This is a genomic window from Chromobacterium sp. HL1, assembly GCF_057418835.1.
Window position 1 is genome coordinate 2631092 of the sequence record NZ_CP162399.1, and the last position, 20650, is coordinate 2651741.

4 protein-coding genes are annotated in these 20650 nt (G+C 68.9%); 3 read left to right on the plus strand and 1 reads right to left on the minus strand.

Annotated features, from left to right (window positions below; genetic code table 11):
• Positions 1-5: 5 nt before the first annotated feature.
• Complete coding sequence (locus tag AB1Z25_RS11880; RefSeq protein WP_486635325.1) at positions 6-7178, minus strand: hypothetical protein; 7173 nt, start codon at positions 7176-7178, stop codon at positions 6-8.
• Between the two features lie 447 nt (positions 7179-7625).
• Here AB1Z25_RS11880 and AB1Z25_RS11885 point away from each other — a divergent pair, with 447 nt between their 5' ends.
• The 3 genes from AB1Z25_RS11885 to AB1Z25_RS11895 all read left to right on the plus strand — a co-directional run bounded on the left by AB1Z25_RS11885 (position 7626) and on the right by AB1Z25_RS11895 (position 20590).
• On the plus strand, positions 7626-10343 hold the full coding sequence (locus tag AB1Z25_RS11885) for an MHYT domain-containing protein (protein ID WP_486635326.1): 2718 nt from the start codon (positions 7626-7628) through the stop codon (positions 10341-10343).
• 271 nt (positions 10344-10614) lie between these two features.
• On the plus strand, positions 10615-10839 hold the full coding sequence (locus AB1Z25_RS11890; protein WP_107798774.1) for an MbtH family protein: 225 nt from the start codon (positions 10615-10617) through the stop codon (positions 10837-10839).
• 205 nt (positions 10840-11044) lie between these two features.
• A complete protein-coding gene (locus AB1Z25_RS11895; protein ID WP_486635327.1) occupies positions 11045-20590 on the plus strand; it encodes a non-ribosomal peptide synthetase in 9546 nt (3181 codons plus the stop codon).
• Positions 20591-20650 lie beyond the last annotated feature (60 nt).

Genomic DNA, 20650 nt, shown 5'->3' on the forward strand with positions numbered 1-20650 from the left:
GCTCCTCAGAACTCTTCCCACGGCGCATGCGCCAGCGGTTCGTCGACGATCACAAAATCGGTGGGCGCGGCGCCCGCGCCATCGAGATAAGCCGCCTTGAAGACCTTGCGCTCCAGCGCGAGGCGCAGCCGCTGACCGCGCGCGCCCGCGCCCAGGCGGATCAGCGCGCGCTGATTGCCCGGCGCCCACAGCGTCTGGCTCACGCCGGCCGCATTGCCGGCCGCCGGGGTCAGATCCAGCCAGACTTGCTCGGTCATCTGCCAGCGTTTGCTGGGCGGCGTGTCGCCGCTGGGCTCCTCGCTGGGCAGCGGGCGGGTGCGGCGCATGGGCTCGGGGGCGTCTATCATCACCGCCACCGGCTGCGGCGTGGCCGCGGGGTTGGCCTGTTCCCAGAACACGACGACGCGCGGGTCCTTGGGCACCGGCATCGGCTCCAGCCCGGCGGCCATCATCGCCTGATCCAGCTCCGGCCCCTGCGGGTCCCGGCTGGCGAAGGCGGCGGTGGCGAAAATACCCTGCATGGCCCCCGTCGGCGCGTAACGGTGCTCGGTCAGCACGCCCTGGAAGGCGGTGGCGAACGCGTCGAAGGTGCCGAAGGCGCCGGTTGAGAAATGCCGCCGCAGCACGCGCTCGCCCACGGCGTTCTTGGGCGCGCCCATGGGCACGGCTTCGATGTCCAGCACGTAGTCGGTGTAGGGATCGAGCGGGATCGGGAGAGTCAGCTCGCTGTGGCGCGAGCGGTCGACATCGACCGGGATGCACGGCCCGAACTCGGCCAGCTTGTCCACCAGCGCGCCTTCGAACGGCGACATCACGCTCGCCTTCACATCGCCCAGCTTGGGCTGGATGCCGGCGCCGCCCCCGGCGGGATGGACGATGGGCACAGGATGCTCGATGCCCGGCACGTTCACCTGGGCGAACGAGGCGGCCTTCAGGCGCACGCGCAATTCCTTGCCGTAGGCCCCCCACAATTTGTCCACATCGTTGGTCCCGAACACCAGGCGCACGTGCTCCTCGCCAAAATAATGCGCTTCCCCGGCGGCCGGCAGCGTGCACAGCATCCACGGTTCCAGCGATTTGGGGCTGTTGGCGTCGGTGCGGAACCAGAAGTCCTGCGTCTGCGCGCCGCCGTCGGTTTCGTTGCCGGCTTTGTCGCGGGCGCGGATATGGACCGTGGTACGCAAGTGGTACAGCTCGTCCGGCGCCAGCAAGGCCACGTCGCCGCTGGCGGCGCCCAGCAATTGCTCCAGCACGCCGCGGTTGCGCTGGGTCTGGCGTTGATCCCAGTCTTCGCGCGCGGCCTCGGCCCAGCGGGTGAACTCCAGCGCGGCCACATAGTACGGCCGCCCGCTCACCTCGCGCTTCTTAGCCGCGGCCGGGTCCTTCGCGTGCGGCACGCCGATCTCGATGCGGTCCAGCTTCTCCGCCTTGTCCAGGTGGATCAGATACGGCACATAGCCCTGCGCCTGCATCAGCTGAGATTGCAGCACCACGTGGGACACCGGGTCCACCCACGGCCCGTTGGCGTCCGTCCAGCGCGGCGGCAGGCCGAGCAGGCCAAGCGCGTCGGCGTTGCTCACCACGCGGCGGCCGATCTCGGCGCCGTTCACGTCCAGCAGGCGCAGCACCAGGCCGCGCGCCGGCGTGGGGTTGGGCGGCAGTTCGCGCCGGGCCAGCAGCAGGATGCGGCCGTCGACGATGGCGCCGCAGCTCACCACGATCACATCGTCCAGCGGGCCTTGCTTGAAGCCGGCCTGCTCCAGTTGCGCGGCCACCTCCCCCGCGCGGCGCTTGTCGCCGAACACCACCGGCAGGCCGATGTCGTACAGCGGAGACGCCAGCAGACGGCTGTCGCAGCGGCGCGGCGGCACGGTGGCGGCGCCCGGCGCGGCGGCCGGCGGCGCCAGCGTGGCCAGGCCGGCGCTGATCTGCGTCAGCGCCGCGCGGTTGATGACGGTGCTGCTCGCCAGCTGGCGCACGGTGTCGGCAAACGCGACCGGGGCGACGTCGATGCGGTCGGTCCGGCGCAGCGCGATGGACGGCGCGGTGGCGGCTTCCAGCACCGCGCGCCCGACGGCGAGACGGCTGGCGAAACCCGACAGATTAAGCGGCGCGGCGGCGCCCGCGGGCACGGTGGAGGACGGCAGTCCTGGCTTCTGGCGGCACGGCACTTGCGTGCCCGCGATGACGGCCGGCACGATGCCGCGCTGGCGGTCCAGCTGGCGCTGGCCGGTGCGCCAGCGTTCGCTCACCTCCAGCTCCAGGTCCGGCGCTTCCGAGCGCTTGGTCTTGTCCGGGTCCGGCCAGGCGATGCCGTCCACCTGCCAGCCGGTTTCCGACGGGCCGCTGGGTTCGTGCTCGAAGGTCCAGAGCACGGCGGCGGCGGGCGCGGCGTCGTGGCAGACGGTGCCCCAGCGTTCGGTGATGTTTTCTTCCAGGAACTGGCTGCGCTCCAGCGCCTTGGGCGTGGGATTGGGCACCCAGTTCAGCAGGGACAGATTGGCGACGAGATTGCCTTCGGTGGGGTCGTTCAGCGTCCACCAGGTCGACGGCGTCGGCCCCGGGCCGACCGCGACGCCGCCGTCGGCGCGCGTCAGCTCCACGGCGGTCACGTCGTAGCGGTAGGCGTAGTCGCCGCGCTTGACGAAGCCGTCGGCCGGCGCGCCCGGCGATCCGCCCGGCGTCTGGCCCAGAATCGTCAGCGCGTCGTCCACCGGGGTGGCCGACATCGTGATCACCGGAATGGCGTCTATGGGCACCACCGGCAAAGCCGGATTGTTGGCGGCCGGCTGCGCCGCGCCGCGCAGCGCGTCGCCGATTTTCGAATCAATGCCGCGGTCCACCCCGGTGCCCACCACCAGCGCGGGCGAACGGCTGACCAGGCTCACCGCCCGGACCAGCTCGGGCGCGGCCGGGATGATGGGGTTTTGCTCGCCGATGTGGAAATCGACGCAGCCTTTGATGCTGAAGAAGAACAGATCGATCTCGCCGCAGATCTCGCCGTCTATCCGCGAGATCTGCGAGCCGTCGGACTTGGTGCCGATCTGCACTGTCAGATCCGCCGACGCGCTGATGCTGATGATGAACAGGTGCAAGTCCCCGCGGACGTAGAGCAGGCCGCCCACGTAGAACGGGTCGAAGCCGAGCACCGCGTTGAAACCGGCGGTGGCGCGCAGATAAAGGTTGATCGAGGTGTTGCCCCAGGTGATGGACACCTCCAGGCCCACGGCCAAGCCCACGCCCGAGACCGCCGACAAGCCTTTGTACGCCGGGATGCCGTGCCCGGACACCATCACATAGCCCTGGCCGTCGAACACCTTGAGGATGTTGGCGTGGATGGGGCCCGGCAGCGGACGGTTCATGCTGTCGCTGCCCGGGAAGGTGCCCAGGTAGACGTGCCAGTCGCCGCCGTGATTGAGGTTGAAATACGCCTCGATCGGGATGGTGATCTGCACGATGGGGGTGATCTTGAAATCGATGGACAGCCCGATGGTCAGCGTGCCGCGGCCGAAGTCGAGATCGATCACGCACAGGAAGGTGCCTTCGGCGGTTTTGTCCTTGAGGTCCGGCAGCTTGGCCAGCAGATTGGCCTTGACCACCAGCAGCAGGCGCGGCCCCGGCAATTCCAGCAGGACCATCCCCTTGACATTGAAGATGATGCCGCCTTCCATCGTGCCCAGGATGGCGCCCACACCGAAGGCCCAATGGTCTATCTGCGGCTTCCACGCCTGAAGGTTGGTCGGATTGCCCTGGGCCCGGTCCTTCAGCCAGGTGAGCGCGGGCGTCAGCGAGGTGATGCCATCCTCGTTGCGGGTGTAGTGCATGGCGAACAGGCCGAGGAAGCCGTAAATGCCGAAGCCGGACTGCGCCAGCGGTATCGCCACCGGCAGCTCCAGTTCCAGCGAGATCGCCACCGCCGTGGCCGGCCCGCCCAGGGCCGCCGGGATGTCGGACACCGCGATGCCCGCCGCCAGCCGCAGCTTGATGGGCACCAGCGATACGTCGATCTGCCCCTTGATCTCGAACGGGTTGGCGTTGATCTCCATATAGCCGCGCCCTTCTATGGTGCCCGGCACCTTCAGGCTGGCGGCGAAGGCCGTCAACTCCGGCGGACCCGCCGGGTCCACGGGAATGCGCACCCGCGCGCGTTCTATGGTGATCACGCCCAGGTTGACCGCGAAACCGAGATCTACTTCGAAGGTCAGCGGATTGGTCCGCGCGATGCGCGCGCCCAACACCTGGATGATCTGGCCCAGCGGGTCCGGCACGCGCACCGCGCCCGGCCCCGACAGGTCGATGGAATAGCCCTTGGACGAATCGAACATCGGCCGCAGCTGGAAGCGGTTGGCCGAGCCCGGCGGATAGCCCATCTGCAGGCCTATCGCCTTGTAGCGCACCGCCAGCGGCTTGTTGCGCGGAATCTCCAGCAGCTGGAAGCCGCCAATGGAGACATTGGCCGACACCGCCGTTTCCACGTCGAACAGCAGCGTGGAAACCCACTGCCCCGCTCGCGTCGTCACATGCAACTCGCCGCCGTACAGCACCACGCGCTCCACATTGAACAGGCCCAGCTCCGCCAGCGTGATGGGCAGCGCGAGCGCGGCCCCGGTCAACACCAGGGCGCCGACGTCGCCGTCGGCCGGATTGGCGGGCGCGGTGGCGGCCAGCAGCGGCGTGAACACCGTGGTCATGCCCAGCACGTTGCGGCCGGTGCTGGGGGCTTGCAGCGGCTGGCCGGCCAGCTGCCCCGTCATCACCAGGCCGTCGCGGTCGTTGGGATCGGCGCCCAGGTAAAGCTTGACCTCGTCGGTCTGGCTGGCCGGATCGCGCTGGTAGAGGATCTGGTAATTGACGATGCCGTCCGACGGGTTCTGGCTGCCCAGGCCCTGGAAGGTGGGGATGTCGCCCTGGGCGACGCCGCCGTTGCGCAGCCGCTGTTCGGCCGCGGTTTCAAAATCGATCGACCCGCTCAATTCAATGGCGACGAACTGATCGCGCACGATGCGCACCTTGAGCGCGGCGGAGCGGAACCAGTCCGGCGGCGGCGGCGTGGCGGGCGCGGGATCCCGCGTGGGGATGGTGGGCGGCGGCGGCGGCGGGGCCGCCGGCCGCGTGGCGTCGCCCTGGGTGACGGTGCCCGGCAAGGCGATGGGCCCGAAGCCGCCGATGCTCGCCTTCCACCACAGATTGCGCGCGCCGGAATGCGTCTGCCAGTCCGCGGTCCAGGCCGGCGGCGGCTCCGCCGCGCCGATGTCGGGCGGGTCCAGCGTCAGCGTAAAGCTGGGGATGCGCAGATTGGCGTCCGGATTGGCCGCCTCCGCGCTCAGTATCTGCTGCAGCGCCCGCGCGCGGCGGCGCGAGAGCAGGTAGTTGTACTTGGCCTTGGCCACATTGCCTTCGAAGCTGGCCACGCCGGTCAGCGTCAGCGCCGCGGCGGAAATGCGTTTGAGCGCCGCGCGGTACTGCTGCATGAACGGCGTCGCCGGCGGCGTCCAGACGGCGCTGCCGCTCGGGTCCACCGCCGGCGAGCTGTTGGTGTTGTCGGGGATCAGCGCGTAGTCGGCCGGATCGCTGTCATTGGGGTGATCGAAACGGTAGTAGCAGGTGATGCCGGTCACGGAGCCGCTGCTCAGCTCCGCGCGTATCGCCCGGGTTTGCCCGGCGGACACCGGGATCGTCACCGTGGCGCCGGGGCTCTGCGCCGCGCCGTCCACGGTCCAGGCCGTGGCCGGATTGGCCGGGTTGAGGCTGACGGTGACGGAGCTCGCGTCCTGACGGACGAGCAACAGCTCGGGCGTGGTCTGCGGCTGCCCTTCCAGCGTGATGGAGGTGGTGCGCACCGTGGCCGGCTGGCCGGGCGCGGCGCCGGGCGCGGGCAGGCTCTGCGTGGCCTGCTCCCGCCGCGCGGTGATGGTGAGGGTGGCGCTTTTCTGCGGATTGGACGCGTCGGTGGCGGTGACGCCTATGCTCATGTCGGCGGCGCCGGACAGATCGATGTCGTGCACCAGGCCGTTATGCGCGCCGCCGCCGAAGCTCGCCTGCCCGACATAGGGCGCGCGGCCCCCCGTGATGTCGATCACCATGCGCGTATGCGCGGGCAAGGACGCCTCGGCGGTGTGCTCACCGGTGCGGCGGATGCCGATGGCGGCGCCGTCCGGCGTGAAAAAGCGCGCCGACACATTGAGCTGGCCTGCGCCCTGGTTGATCACCATCAGCTCGAAATCGCCGGTCACGCCGCTGGATTGGCCGAAGCCGATCAGGAAGTTGCGCACCCCGGCGTCCACGGCGAAGTCCTGCATGCCGTTGGGGGCCACGAACAGGCGGATCTCCGGCAGATAAAGCCCGGTCCAGCTCTCGTCGAAGCCAAACTGGTCCAGCACCTCCGGCGGCGTGTAGCCGTCGGCCAGGTCCAGCGTGGCGGAGCGGAATCCGAAGCCCACCACCTGCCCGTCGCCGACGAAGGCATAGGGCGGCGTCATCGTGATCAGCTGCGCGGCGCCGATGTCGCCGGGATCGTCTATGCCGGTGACGCCCAGCGAAGCGATGGACACGTTCAGCGCCGCGGCGGCGTCGCTGCCTTGCGACAGGCGCAGCTTGATCTTGGGCAGGGTGAAGAAGACGTCGCTGCGCGAGGCGTCCGGCACCAGCAGGCCGTCGCTCTCCATCTTGGCCGGCTTGAGGAAGGGAGGCCGCAGCACGATGCCGGCCAGCACCAGGTCCAGCGTGAAGCCGGTGCCGGGATAGTCCGAGGGCGGCGCATCGCCGGGGATCGGGTCCCAGGCGTTGAGCACGGCGCGCACCGGCGCGAAACCCGCGTCGCCGCCGGGAATGCCGCCCACGCCGTTGGCGATGATGGCGCCCGCCGCGCGCGGCACCGACAGGGCGAACTCGACGTGGGTGTCCGTGATGTCGAACCAGGGGTCGCGCCGGCCGGGCTGGCTGCGCGGGTGCCCTTCGGTATTGGACGCCTCTGCGCGCAGCGTGCCGCTGGACGGATCGAAGCTGATCTCGACATCGCCGGAGAAGCGCGCCACACCGCGGATGACCGTGCCTTCCACGCCAAACGCCGTCTCGAAACTCTCGACATACAGGACGGACAGCACGGCATGCCAATCCGTGTTCTCGCCCTTGAGCAGATAGGGACGGAACAAATCCACGAGCGCAAGTTCGGTAACCATCAGAGCTCCCTTTCTTGAAAAGGAGTCAACGCGTCGGCGGGGCGCTAGAGACTGATCAGGAAAGCATAGGCCACTGTCAGCGGATATTCCATTAAGTTTGTAAATTCAATAGGATATGGTTTATGGAAAGCCTTTTGGCTGATTGAATGCGTCAACAAACCCGGCGGTAATTGACGGCTTCCGCCCGCCTGCGGGCCATCGACCGACCCGCCCCTTCACCGCGGCATGAGCGCCTGGCCACATGCGCGGCGTACCTGCCGATGCGGCTGGGGGCACGCGGTTGCTCCCGCCCTCCTTCCACCACAGGCCGGCAGATACGGCGCATGAGCGCTACGACAGACGCCGTTTGCCCAAGCCCGCCGACGCGGCCGCCATTGTCTATACCTGAGAGGAGTCCCGGCGCTTAAGTTGGCATAGCGTAAAGAAACCATTGAAAATGGGGAGTCCATGCTCAGTTCGTTTTTCATTGACGCTTACCAGTCCTATTTATTTCTACCGACCCAATACAATCTGTGGCTGGTGGCGCTGTCCTTGCTGGTCGCCGTTTTCACCTCTTGTCTGGCGCTGCAGATCGCCGGCCTGGCCCGCGAGGCCAGCGATCGCTGGCTGCGCCGGGTCGCCCTCGCCACCGGTTCTTGCGCCATGGGGGGCGGCATCTGGGCCATGCACTTTGTCGGCATGCTGGCTTTCAGCGTTTGCAGCACGGTCCAATACGCGCTGCTGCCCACTCTCTTGTCCATGCTTCCCGCCGTCGCCGCCTCGCTGATTGCCTTGCACTTGCTGTCTCAGCCCAAGATCGACGGCAGGCAGTTGCTGATCAGCGGTGTGCTGGTGGGGAGCGGCATCGGCACCATGCATTATTCCGGCATGGCGGCCATGCGGATGACGCCGCTGCTGCGCTACGACCCGCTGTGGTTCTCCGTTTCCATCCTGCTCGCCGTTTTGCTGAGCACCTTGTCGCTGTGGATACGCTTTGGCCTGGACAATAAAAAAATCGGCAAGGGGTGGATGACGCTGCTCAGCGGCGCGGTGATGGGGGTGGCCATTGCCGGCATGCATTATTTCGGCATGGAAGCCGCCCGCTTCATCGGCACGCCGGACCCGGCGTTCCGCAACGCCTTGGACAACAACGCCGGCCTGGCCGTCGCCATCGCCATCACGGTGCTCCTGCTCGGCAATATGGTCTTCGTCGGCAATGTGTTGCTGCGTTACCGTCCCTTGTACCTCAGAACGCAAAGCAATGAATTGAAGCTACAAGCCACCTTCAACACCTCGCTGGACGGCATCATCACCATTGATGAAAAAGGCCGCATCTTGACGGCCAACCCGGCGGTGGAGCGCTTGTTTGGCTGGAAGGTCGACGAGTTGCTGGGCAAGAACATCAAGCTATTGATGCCGGAGCCGCATCACTCCGAGCATGACCGTTTCCTCTCCGACTACAAGCAGACTCAGATTGCGAAGCTGATCGGCAGGGAGCGCGAGGAGATGGCGCTCAGGAAAGACGGCGTCCAGTTTCCCATCCGGCTATCGATAGGCAAGGTGTTGCTGCCCGATCAGGTGATCTACGTCGGTTTCATCGGCGACATCAGCGAACGCTACCGCATCCAGCAAGAGCTGGAGGACCGTGAAAAGCAGTTCCGCACCCTGATAGACAACATTCCCGGCGTCGCCTTTCGCAGCCACTGCCTGGAACCCTGGAAGACCATCTTCATCAGCGAGGACATCGAGAAGCTCTGCGGCTGGCCGGCCAAATCCTTTCTGGACGGCCGCATTCAGCTGCTGGACATCATCCATCCGGAGGACCGGGACAGGGTGCGCGAAACCATCCGTACCGCCCTGGAGCAGCGGCAGCTCTATGTTCTCGAATATCGTCTGCTGTGCCTGAACGAGGAGGAGCGCTGGGTGTTGGAGAGCGCTCGCGGCGTCTACGACGACGCCGGCGCGCCGCTGTTGATTGACGGGGTGATTCTGGATATTTCGGAGAAAAAGGCGGCGGAGTTCGCCTTGATTGAGGCCAAGAATCGCGCGCTGTCGGCGGTCAAATCCAAAAGCGCCTTCCTGGCCAATATGAGCCATGAGATCAGGACGCCGATGAACGCCATCATCGGCTACACCGATTTGCTGCAAGACACCGAGCTGGACGCTCAGCAAAAAAGCATGCTGAAAACCGTCAACCACTCCGCCAAAAGCTTGCTGGGCCTGCTCAACGATGTCCTCGACACCGCGAAGCTCGAACAAAACGCCCTGGAGCTGGAGGAAGCGCCCTTTTCATTGCGCGAGGTGGCGGAACACGTGATCGACATCCTGCGGCTGAGCGCCAGCAAAAAAGGCATCAGCTTGCAGTTGAAATACCCGGCCATTATCCAGCAGGCCTTTATCGGCGACGCTTTCCGGGTGCGGCAAATCTTGATGAATCTGGTTGGCAACGCCATCAAATTCACCGCTCAGGGCGGGGTTTGGCTGACGGTGCTGTCCGCGGGAGAAAACGTGGTCATCCTGATCCGCGACAGCGGCATCGGCATGAGCAAGGACACCCTGGCCAAATTGTTCGAACCCTTTTCCCAGGCGGACGCCTCCACCACACGCCGCTTTGGCGGCACCGGCCTGGGTACCACCATCGCCTTGCAGCTGGCCCAGAAAATGGGCGGGCGGATCGAGGTGCAAAGCACCCCGGACAAAGGCTCCATCTTTCAGGTTTACCTCCCCTTGCGCCCGGCGCCGCCGGACGCCCTGTCCTGCCTGGAGCCGGCGGCGACGGAGCTCATGCCCAAGCCGCCGTCCCCCCTGAACATCCTGGTGGCCGATGACGATGCGATCAATCTGGACATCGTCACCATCCTGCTCAAAAAATACGGGCACCGCATCTATACCGCGTCCAATGGCAAAGAGGTCATCAACGCGTGGCAGCACCACGACATCGACCTCATCTTGATGGACATTCAGATGCCGGTGATGGACGGCATCACCGCCTGCAAGTTCATCCGTCAGGTGGACCCCGACAGCGACAAGCGCGCCACGCCCATTATCGCCTTGACCGCCGGAGCGTTTCAGGAGGACCGCGAGGCGGCCATGGCCGCCGGCATGGACGGCTTCATGACCAAGCCCATAGACGTCATCCGGCTGCAAGATGAAATCGAACGCGTGATGAAGCGCATGGCCGGCTAGCCGCCGGCGCTCCCGGCCGAGGGCGGCGGCGGATCCGCCGCGCGCCGTGGCAGCTTGCGCGATGAGCGCCGCATCGAACCCCTCGCGCCGTACGCGCATTCCGCCCCCTCCGCGTTTTTCTCCCTGCCCCGCTCCGCCTCGCCATAGTCCATTTATTGCGATAAAACCATATTTATTTAATGACATGTTCATTTTGTATTGATATGCTGTTCAGATATTTCTGCGCACTGACGCAGACAAACCTCATGAGACAGCCACAGGGAGAAGTGTCATGGCGAACCCGTTCGACAATAAGGAAGGCGTTTTTTTCGCCCTGGTCAACGATGAGGGCCAGTACTCGCTCTGGCCCGAGTTCGCTCCGGTTCCGGAGGGTTGGCAAGCCTGTTTCGGCCCCTCCGACCGCCAGTCCTGTCTGGACCACATCGAACAAAACTGGATAGACATGCGGCCCGCCAGTCTGGCCCGCGCTCAGGACGCCTTGCTCTCCACCGGCTGATTCCCGCCCCGGCTCAAGGGGGCCATGCCGGGACGCGCCCGCTTTCAGGACAAAGCGCGGCGCCGCTCTCGCCATCTCGCGGCGGCGCGTTCGCCGCGCGCCCTACCCGCCATCCCGCTCCACACCGAAAAAAACGCCGGCCGGCCGCGCATGCGCGGAAGGTTGCGGCCTCACGCCCTGTTCCGCAAGCCATTCAAGGTGCGATATGAACGACAACGCCGTTTTTCCCTCCCGCAATCCGCACGCCGCGGCCGCCCCGGCTGAAACCTTCGCCGCCCTGTTCGCCCGAAGCGCGGCGGACCATCCCGACGCCATCGCGCTGCGACACGGCGCGCGCGCGCTCAGCTACCGCGAGCTGGACGACCAGGCCAACCGTCTGGCCCATTATCTGCGGGAGCTGGGCATAGACCGCGAAACGCCGGTGGGGCTGTGCCTGGACCGCTCGCCCGAACAAATCATCGCCATGCTGGCCATTTTCAAGGCCGGCGGCGCTTATCTGCCGCTGGACCCCGATTACCCGCGGGAAAGGCTGGCCTATATTCTCAACGACGCCATGCCGGCCGCGCTGCTGACGCGGGCCGCGCTGACCGAACAACTGCCGGTCCACTGGGCGCGGGTGGTGGAACTGGATACCGAGCAGCCCACATGGCAGACGCAGCCGGATCAGGCGCTTCCGCTTCACGATTTCCCGGACCAGCTGGCGTACCTGATCTACACCTCGGGCTCCACCGGCCAGCCCAAGGGCGTGGCGGTGACTCACCGCGGCATAGGCGCGCTGGCGCGCGCGCAGAGCCGCCGCTTCGGCATCGCCGCCGGCGCCCGCGTGCTGCAATTCGCGTCTTCCAGTTTCGACGCGGCCTTCTCCGAAATCGCCATGACCTTGCTCTCCGGCGCCTGTCTGGTCACCGCGCCGGCGGCGGAATTGACGCCGGGCGCGGCGCTGGCGGACTTGCTCGCCCGCCAGAAAATCAGCCATCTGACCCTGCCTCCCAGCGCGCTGGCCCTCATGCCGGACGGCGGCATCCCGCAGGATTGCGGCCTGATCGTCGCCGGCGAGGCCTGCCCGGCGGCCCAGGTGCGGCGCTGGTCCGCCGGCCGGACCATGCTTAACGCCTACGGCCCCACCGAGGCCACCGTGTGCGCGACGATGAGCGGCCAGATGCGGGATGAGGCCCCCGCCGACATCGGCGCGCCGCTGCCCGGCGTCCAGGCTTACGTGCTGGACGACGCCCTGCGGCCGCTGCCGCCGGGCGTCGAGGGCGAGCTGTATCTTGCCGGCGACGGGCTGGCCCGCGGCTATCTGGGCCGGCCGTCGCTGAGCGCCGAGCGCTTTGTCGCCAATCCCTTCGGCCCCGCCGGCAGCCGCTTGTACCGCAGCGGCGACCTGGCGCGGCTGCGCGCCGACGGCGCGCTGGACTACCTGGGACGGGCGGACGAACAGCTCAAGCTGCGCGGCTACCGCATCGAGCCCGGCGAGATCGAACACCTGCTGACCCAGCAAGCCGGCGTGAGCCAGGCCGTGGTCCGCCTGCGCGAAGACCTGCCCGGCATCAAGCAGTTGATCGCCTACGTCGTTTCCCGCGCCGGCCTGCAAGCCGACGGCGCGGCCTTGCGCGCGGCGCTGGCCGAGCAACTGCCGGATTACATGGTGCCGGCGGCGGTGGTGCCGCTGGAGCGCCTGCCGCTGACCCCCAACGGCAAGGTGGACAAACAGGCGCTGCCCGCGCCGGATTTCGAAAACGCCGACGCCGGCGAGGCGCGGGACTGGCTGGAGAAAACGCTGGCCAAGCTGTACGCGGAAGTGCTGGGGCTGTCCAGGGTGGGCCTGGGGCAGGGCTTCTTCGATCTGGGCGGCGACAGCATCAGCGCCATTCTGCTGGTCAGCCGCGCCCGCGCCCACGGCCTGCAATTCAGCCCGCAGGACGTGTTCGACCATCCCAGCATCGAGCGTCTGGCGCTCCGGGTCCGCCCGGTGGACGCCGACGCGGCGGCGGGTGAATTGCCGCCGGCCAGCGCCGCGGACCTGGAAAGCATCCGCGCCCGCTATCCGGCGGTCAGCGCGGTGCTGCCCTTGTCGCCGCTGCAGCGGGGCCTGCTGTTCCATCTGTTGTACGACGAGGGTCAAAGCGACGTCTACCTGATACAGATGGGCTTCCAGCTGGATGGCCCGCTGGACGCGGACAAGCTGCGGGCGGCCGCCGAAGGCTTGCTGCAACGCCATCACCATCTGCGCGCCGCCTTCTCCGCGGACGGGCTGGAGCAGCCGGCGCAAATCGTGCTGGAGCGCGTGGAGACGCCCTGGCGCGAGCTGGATCTGTCCGCGCATCAGGCCGATGAACAGCAGCGCGCCCTGGAACGGCTGCGCACGGACGACTACGCCGCCGGCGTGGACCCGGCGCGCGCGCCGCTGCTGCGCTTTACCTTGGTCAAGCTGGACGCGGAGCGCCACCAGCTGCTGTGGAGCTTCCACCACCTGCTGTTCGACGGCTGGTCGGTGCCGGTGCTGCTGCGCGAACTGTTCGCCCTCTACCGCGGCGACGCGCTGCCGCCCGCCATTCCCTACCGCGATTACCTGGCCTGGCTGCACACCCGCGACCGCGACGCCGCCAAGCGCCAATGGATCAAGCATCTGGCCGGGCTGGAGCAGCCGGCGCGCCTGGCGCCCAGCGCGTCCCAAAGCCGGCAGCTGCCGCGCAACCACAATGTGACGGCGGACCCGGCGGTCTACGCCGCGCTGGAGCGGCTGGCCCGCCGGCAAGGTCTCACCCTCAACACCTTGTTGCAAGCCGCCTGGGCCATTCTGCTCGCCCGCCTCTCCGCCTCAGACGACGTCGTTTTCGGCGTCACCGTCTCCGGACGTCCGCCGGAACTGCCCGGCGTCGAGCGCATGGTCGGCCTGCTGATCAACACCGTCCCGCTACGCCTGCGGCTGCAGCCCGAGGAAACCCTGACCGCCCTGCTGCAACGCCTGCAGGCCCAGCAGGCCGCGCTGATCGAGCATCAACACCTCAGCCTCGCCGAGATCCAGCAGGCGGCCGGCCTTGGCGATTTGTTCGACACCCTGCTGGTCTTTGAAAACTATCCGATCGCCGATGACGATCGCCGCGTGGACGACGCGCTGTCCATCGGCTATCTGGGCGGCCAGGGCGTAGACACCTCGCACTATCCGCTCAACCTGTGCGCCGTCCCCGGACCCGAACTCGAGCTGCGCTTCGGCTACCGGCCCGATCTCTTCTCCGCCGACGCCGTCGACGGCATCGCCCGGCAATTGCTGGAACTGCTGCGCCTGATCGCCGAACAGCCCGAGCTGCCGCTCGCCCGCATCCCGCCGGCCACGCCGGCCCAGCAAGACGCGCTCGCCGCCTGGAACCGCACCGACGCCCCGCTGCCCGCCGCCACCCTGACCCAGTTGCTGGAACGTCAGGCCGCGCTCAGCCCCGACGCCGAGGCGCTGCGCTTCGACGAGGCCGCCCTCAGCTACCGCCAGCTGCACCAACGCGCCAACCGCCTCGCCCGCCGCCTGCGCGCCGACGGCGTCGGCCCCGAGACCCTGGTCGCCGTCGCGCTGCCCCGCTCCATCGATCTGGTCGTGGCCCTGCTCGCCGTGCTCAAGGCCGGCGGCGCTTATCTGCCGATCGATCTCGACTATCCGGCCGAGCGCATCGCCTTCATGCTGGCCGACGCCCAGCCCGCCGTGGTCATTTCTCGCTCCGAGCTGCTGGCCGGCCTGCCGGTCGAACGCGCACTGTGTCTGGACCAACTCGACGAGACCCTGTCCGATGCGCCGCTGGAGCTTCCCGGCGACGACAGGCATCCGGCCTACGTCATCTACACCTCCGGCTCCACCGGCCGCCCCAAGGGCGCCGTCAACAGCCATCGCGCCATCGTCAACCGCCTGCTGTGGATGCAGCACGCCTACCCGCTGGCCGACGACGACGTGGTGCTGCAAAAAACCCCGTCCAGCTTCGACGTCTCGGTCTGGGAGTTCTTCTGGCCGCTGATCGCCGGCGCCTCGCTGCTGCTGGCCCGGCCCGACGGCCATCGCGATCCCGTCTATCTGGCCGAGCTGATCCGCCGCCGCGGCGTCACCACCCTGCATTTCGTCCCGTCCATGCTGGACGCCTTCCTGCAGGAGCCCGCCAGCGCCGGCTGCGCCAGCCTGCGCAGCGTGCTGTGCAGCGGCGAAGCCTTGCCCGCGCCGCTGCTGGCCCGCGCCGCCCAGACGCTGCCCTGCCCGCTGCATAATCTCTACGGTCCCACCGAGGCCGCCGTCGACGTCACCGCCTGGACTTGCGATCCGACGCGCGACAGCCGCTCGGTGCCCATCGGGCACCCAATCTGGAACACCCAGCTCTTCGTGCTCGACGCCATGCTGCGGCCCTTGCCGCCCGGCATTCCCGGCGAGCTGTATCTGGGCGGCGTCGGCCTGGCCCGCGGCTATCTTCGCCGTCCGGCGCTGACTGCCGAGCGCTTCGTCGCCCACCCCTTCGCCGCCGGACAACGGCTGTACCGCACCGGCGACCGCGTCGTCCGCCGCGAGGATGGCGCGCTGGACTATCTGGGCCGCCTAGACCATCAGGTCAAGCTGCGCGGACTGCGCATCGAGCTGGGCGAGATCGAAGCCGCGCTGCTGGACCAGCCCGGCGTCGCCCAGGCCGTGGTCCTGATCCGCGAGGACGCGCCCGGGCAGCGCCGGCTGGTCGCCTACGCGGTGCCCGCCGCCGGCGTCCAGGCCGACGTCGCGCGCTGGCGCGACGCGCTGGCCACCCGTCTGCCCGACTACATGGTGCCCGCCGCCTGGGTGCCGCTGGATGCGCTGCCGCTGACCCCCAACGGCAAGCTGGACCGCCACGCCCTGCCGGCGCCGGAGCTGACGCTGGCCGAGCACCGCGAGCCGGTCACCGAAAAAGAAAAACGGCTGGCCGAAGCCTTCGCCCAAACCCTGGACCTGGAGCGCGTCGGCCTGGACGACAGCTTCTTCCATCTCGGCGGCGACAGCATCAGCTCCATCCAGCTGGTGAGCCTGGCCCGCAAGCGGGGCTTGGGCCTGACGCCGCGCCAGGTATTCGAACACCCCAGCGTCCGCGGCCTCGCCCAAGTTGCGACCGAGGCCTCGGCCCTGGCCGTTGACACGCGCGCCGACGCGCCGCTGCTGCGGCTGGAGCCGGCCGAAATCGAGCGCCTGAGCCGCCGCCGCCCCGGCCTCGCCGAACTGCTGCCGCTGACGCCGCTGCAGCAAGGCCTGCTGTTCCACGCGCTCTACGACCACTCCGCCGCCAACCCCTATGTGGTGCAGATGCGCATCGAGCTGGACGGCGCGCTGGACGGGGCCGCGCTGCGCCGCGCTGGCGAAGGCCTGCTGCGCCGCCACCCGCACCTGCTGGCCTCCTTTATTCACGAGGACACCCAGCAACCGATGCAGGCCTTGAGCCTGGACAGCGCCGCGCCGTGGCGGGAAGCCGATTTGTCGGCGCTCAGCGACGACGAGGCGCGCGCGCGGCTGGAAGACATGCAGATTGCCGATCATGGGGAGAGCATGCCGCCGGACCGCGGGCCGCTGCTGCGCTTCACCCTGATTCGGCTGGCGCCGGAGCGCCACCGCCTGCTCTGGACTTTCCACCACCTCTTGCTCGACGGCTGGTCCCTTCCCGTGCTGCTGGAAGAACTGTTCGCGCTCTACCGCCAGGGAGAATCGGCCGCGCTGCCGCCCGCGCCGGCCTACCGCGATTACCTGCTCTGGCTGTCCGGCCGCGATCAGGCCGCCGCCCGCCAGGCCTGGGGCCAATACCTGCGCGGCGTGGACGAGCCCACCCTGGTGGCGCCCGGCCTCCCCGCCGCGGAACGGCGGCCGGATCTGCACACCGCCGCGCTGACGGCGGAGCTCAGCGCCGCGCTGTCCGCCCAGGCGCGGCGTCGCGGGCTGACCCTCAACACCCTGGCCCAGGCCGCGTGGGGTCTGCTGCTGGCCCGCCTGACCGGCCGCGACGATCTGCTGTTCGGCATCACCGTGTCCGGACGGACCGCGCCGCTGGAAGACATCGCGCGGCTGCCCGGCCTGCTGATCAACACCGTGCCGCTGCGCCTGAAACTGGAACCGTCGGCCACGCTGGCCGGCTGGCTGGACGATCTGCAATCGCGCCAGGCCGCGATGATGGAGCATCAGCATCTCGGACTCGGCGACATCCAGCAGCTGACGGACATGGAGGAGTTGTTCGACACGCTGATGGTGTTCGAAAACTATCCGCAGCTCGACACGCTGCGCCAAAGCCGCGCCGGCGACGGCCTGAGCGTGCGCCCCGTCGACGGTTTGGGCGGCGATGTGTCGCATTACCCGCTGGGCCTCTGCGTGGTGCCGGGAGAAAGACTGGAGCTCCGGCTGGGCTGCCGCGCCGACGCCTTCCCGCCGGCCGCGGCCGAGCGCATTCTCGCCAGCCTGACGCGCCTGTTCCAGGCGCTGGCCGGCGATCTTGAGCGGCCGCTGGCCAGCCTGCGCTGGCTGGACGAGGCCGAGAGCCGCCAGCTGGACGGCTGGAACGCCACCACTCGCGCCACCGCGCCGGCGACGCTGCCCGAGCTGTTCCGCCGGCAGGCCCGGCTGACGCCGGACGCCGTCGCGGTCTGCGCCGGCGACGTTCGCCTGAGCTACCGCCAGCTGGATCTGCAATCCAACGCGCTGGCCCACCGCTTGCGCGCGGCCGGCGTGACCGTGGAAACGCCGGTGGCGCTGTGGCTGCGGCGCGGCCCGCTGCTGCCGGTGGCCATCCTCGGCGTGCTCAAGGCCGGCGGCTGCTATATCCCGCTGCACACCGCCCAGCCGGAGGAGCGGCGGGCCTGGACCCTGACCCAGTCACGCGCCGCTTTGCTGCTGGCCGACGAGGCCCCGGCGCCGGCCATGCTGCCGCCGGGCCTGCCGGTGCTGCGGATAGACGGTCCGTCCGACAGCGCCGAGCACCCGCCCCGCCTGAAGCTGACCCCGGACGCGCTGGCCTATGTGATGTACACCTCCGGCTCCACCGGCGTGCCCAAGGGCATAGCCGTCAGCCACGCCAACGTCAGGGATCTGGCGCTGGACCGCCGCTGGGAGGGCGCGTCCCAGAGCAAGGTGCTGCTGCACTCTCCGCATGCCTTCGACGCCTCCACCTACGAGCTGTGGACCCCCTTGCTGCACGGCGGCCAGGCGACGCTGGCGCCGCCGGGGGACAACGACATCGACTCGCTGGCGGACGTCCTACAGCGGGAAAGCGTCACCGCGGCCTTCCTGACCACCGCGCTGTTCAACCTGCTGGCCGAGGAGCGGCCGGACTGCTTCGCCAGCCTGCGCACGCTGTGGACCGGCGGCGAAGCCGCCTCGCTGCGCGCCTTCCAGCGGGTGCGGGAGCGCCATCCGGGGCTGGAACTGGTCCACGTCTACGGCCCCACCGAGACCACCACCTTCGCCACCTGCTGCCCGCTGCCGTACGATCAGCCACTGGCTGCGCCGCTGCCGATAGGCGCGCCGATGGACAATACCCGCGCCTATGTGCTCGATTCCGCGCTGCGCCCGCTGCCCGTCGGCGCGCCCGGCGAACTCTATCTGGCCGGCAGCGGCCTGGCGCGCGGCTATCTGGATCAGCCGGCGCTCAGCGCCGAGCGTTTCGTGGCCAACCCCTTCGGCCCCGCCGGCAGCCGGCTCTACCGCAGCGGCGACCGGGCGCGCTGGCGCGCCGACGGCCAGCTGGAATTCCTCGGCCGCGCCGATCAACAAATCAAGCTGCGCGGCTTCCGCATCGAACTGAGCGAAATCGAGGCCAGGCTGAGCGAACACCCGGCCGTGTCCCAGGCGCGGGCGGTGCTGCGCGAGACGGACGGCGCGCCGCGCCAGCTGCTCGCCTATGTCGCGCTCCACCCCGGCGCCGACCTCGCCCCGTCCGCGCTCAGACAAACCCTGGCGGCGCAGCTGCCCGACTATATGGTGCCAGCCGCCGTCGTCGCGCTGGACGCGCTGCCGCTGACCCCCAACGGCAAGCTGGACCACCGCGCGCTGCCCGCGCCCGATTTCCAGGCCGGCGAACGGCGGCCTCCGCGCAGCGACGCCGAGCACATCCTGGCCGGGCTCTACGCCGAGCTGCTGGGCCTGGACGAAGTCGGTCTGGACGACGGCTTCTTCGATCTCGGCGGCGACAGCATCGCCTCCATCTTGCTGGTCAGCCGCGCGCGGCGGCAAGGCTTGCTGCTCAGCCCGCGCGAGGTCTTCCTCCATCCTCGGGTGGAGGCGCTGGCCGCCGTCGCCCGGCCGGTCGTCGCCGTCGCGGCCGAGGACACCGCGGAGGGCCCGCTGCCGGCGACGCCCATCATCCGCTGGTGGCTGGAGCGCGGCGGCCCGCAAAGCGGCTTCTACCAATCCATGCTGTTGCAAACCCCCGCCGGATTGGAACAAGCCCATCTGCTGCAGGCGCTGCAAGCCTTACTGGACAAACACGACGCGCTGCGGATGCGGCTGGACGCGGACAACGGCCTGAGCGTGCCGCCGCCCGCTTCGACATCGGCGCAGGACTGCCTGCGCCGCATCGCGGCGGACGCGCATCTGGAGATCCCGCCGGCCGACATCGCCGCCGCAGCGCGGCAGCTGGACCCCGCCGCCGGCGCCATGTTGCGGGCACTGTGGCTGGACGCCGGCCCGGACGCGCCGGGCAGGCTGTGGCTGGGCATCCATCACCTGGCGGTGGACGGCGTTTCCTGGCGCATCCTGCTGCCCGACCTGGCCTCCGCCTGGCGCGAGGCCCGCGCCGGCCAAGCCATCCGGCTGGATCCGGTGGCTACTTCCTTCCGCCGCTGGGCGCTGCTGCTGAACGAGGACGCCGTCCGCGCCGCCCGCGCGGCCGAAGCGCCGATGTGGGCGGCCATCCAAGACCAGCCCGATCCGCCGCTATCGCCCTGCCTGCTGGACCCGGCGCTGGACACGGCCAGCGCCAGCCGGCGTCTGAGCGTCGCGCTGCCTTCCGCCGTCACCGCCGATCTGCTGACCCGGGTGCCGGCGCTGTTCCACGCCGGCATCAACGACGTGCTGCTCACCGGCTTCGCGCTGGCGGTGGCGCGCTGGCGGCATGGCCGGGGACGGGACGGCGGCTCCGCGGTGCGCCTGGAATTGGAAGGCCACGGCCGCGAAGAGCGGGGCGAGCATTGCGATCTTTCCCGCACCGTGGGCTGGTTCACCAGCCTGTTCCCCGTCTGTCTCGACCCCGGCACCTCCGCCGCGGCCGCCCTGGACGACGACGCCGTGCTGGGCGCGGCGTTGAAGCGGGTCAAGGAGCAATTGCGCGCGCTGCCGGACCGGGGCCTGGGATACGGCTTGCTGCGCTATCTCAATCCGGAGACCGCCGCCCAACTGAGCGGCGCCGCGCCGGCGCAACTCGGCTTCAACTACCTGGGACGCTTCGCCACGCCGGCGCGCGGCGACTGGATGCCGGCGCCGGAAGCGGCCGGGCTGGACGGAAACAGCGATCCTTCGACGCCCTTGTCCCACGCGATCGAGCTCAACGCCGCCACCCACGACGGCCCGGACGGACCGGAACTGGTGGCCACCTGGCTGTGGGCCGGCCGCCTGTTCGACCGGCAGGAGATCGAGAAGCTGGCGGAGGACTGGTTCGACTCGCTGCGCGCCTTGGCCAGGCTGGGCCGCGCGCCGGACGCCGGCGGCAGCACCCCGTCCGACCACCCCCTGGCCGGCGGGCTGTCGCAGGAGGAGATAGACCTGATCGAAGCCGGCTTCTAAGAACCTGTTCAATGTCTGCTGCGCTTCAGCGATACGGCGTTGAAAACCAGCTCAAAATGC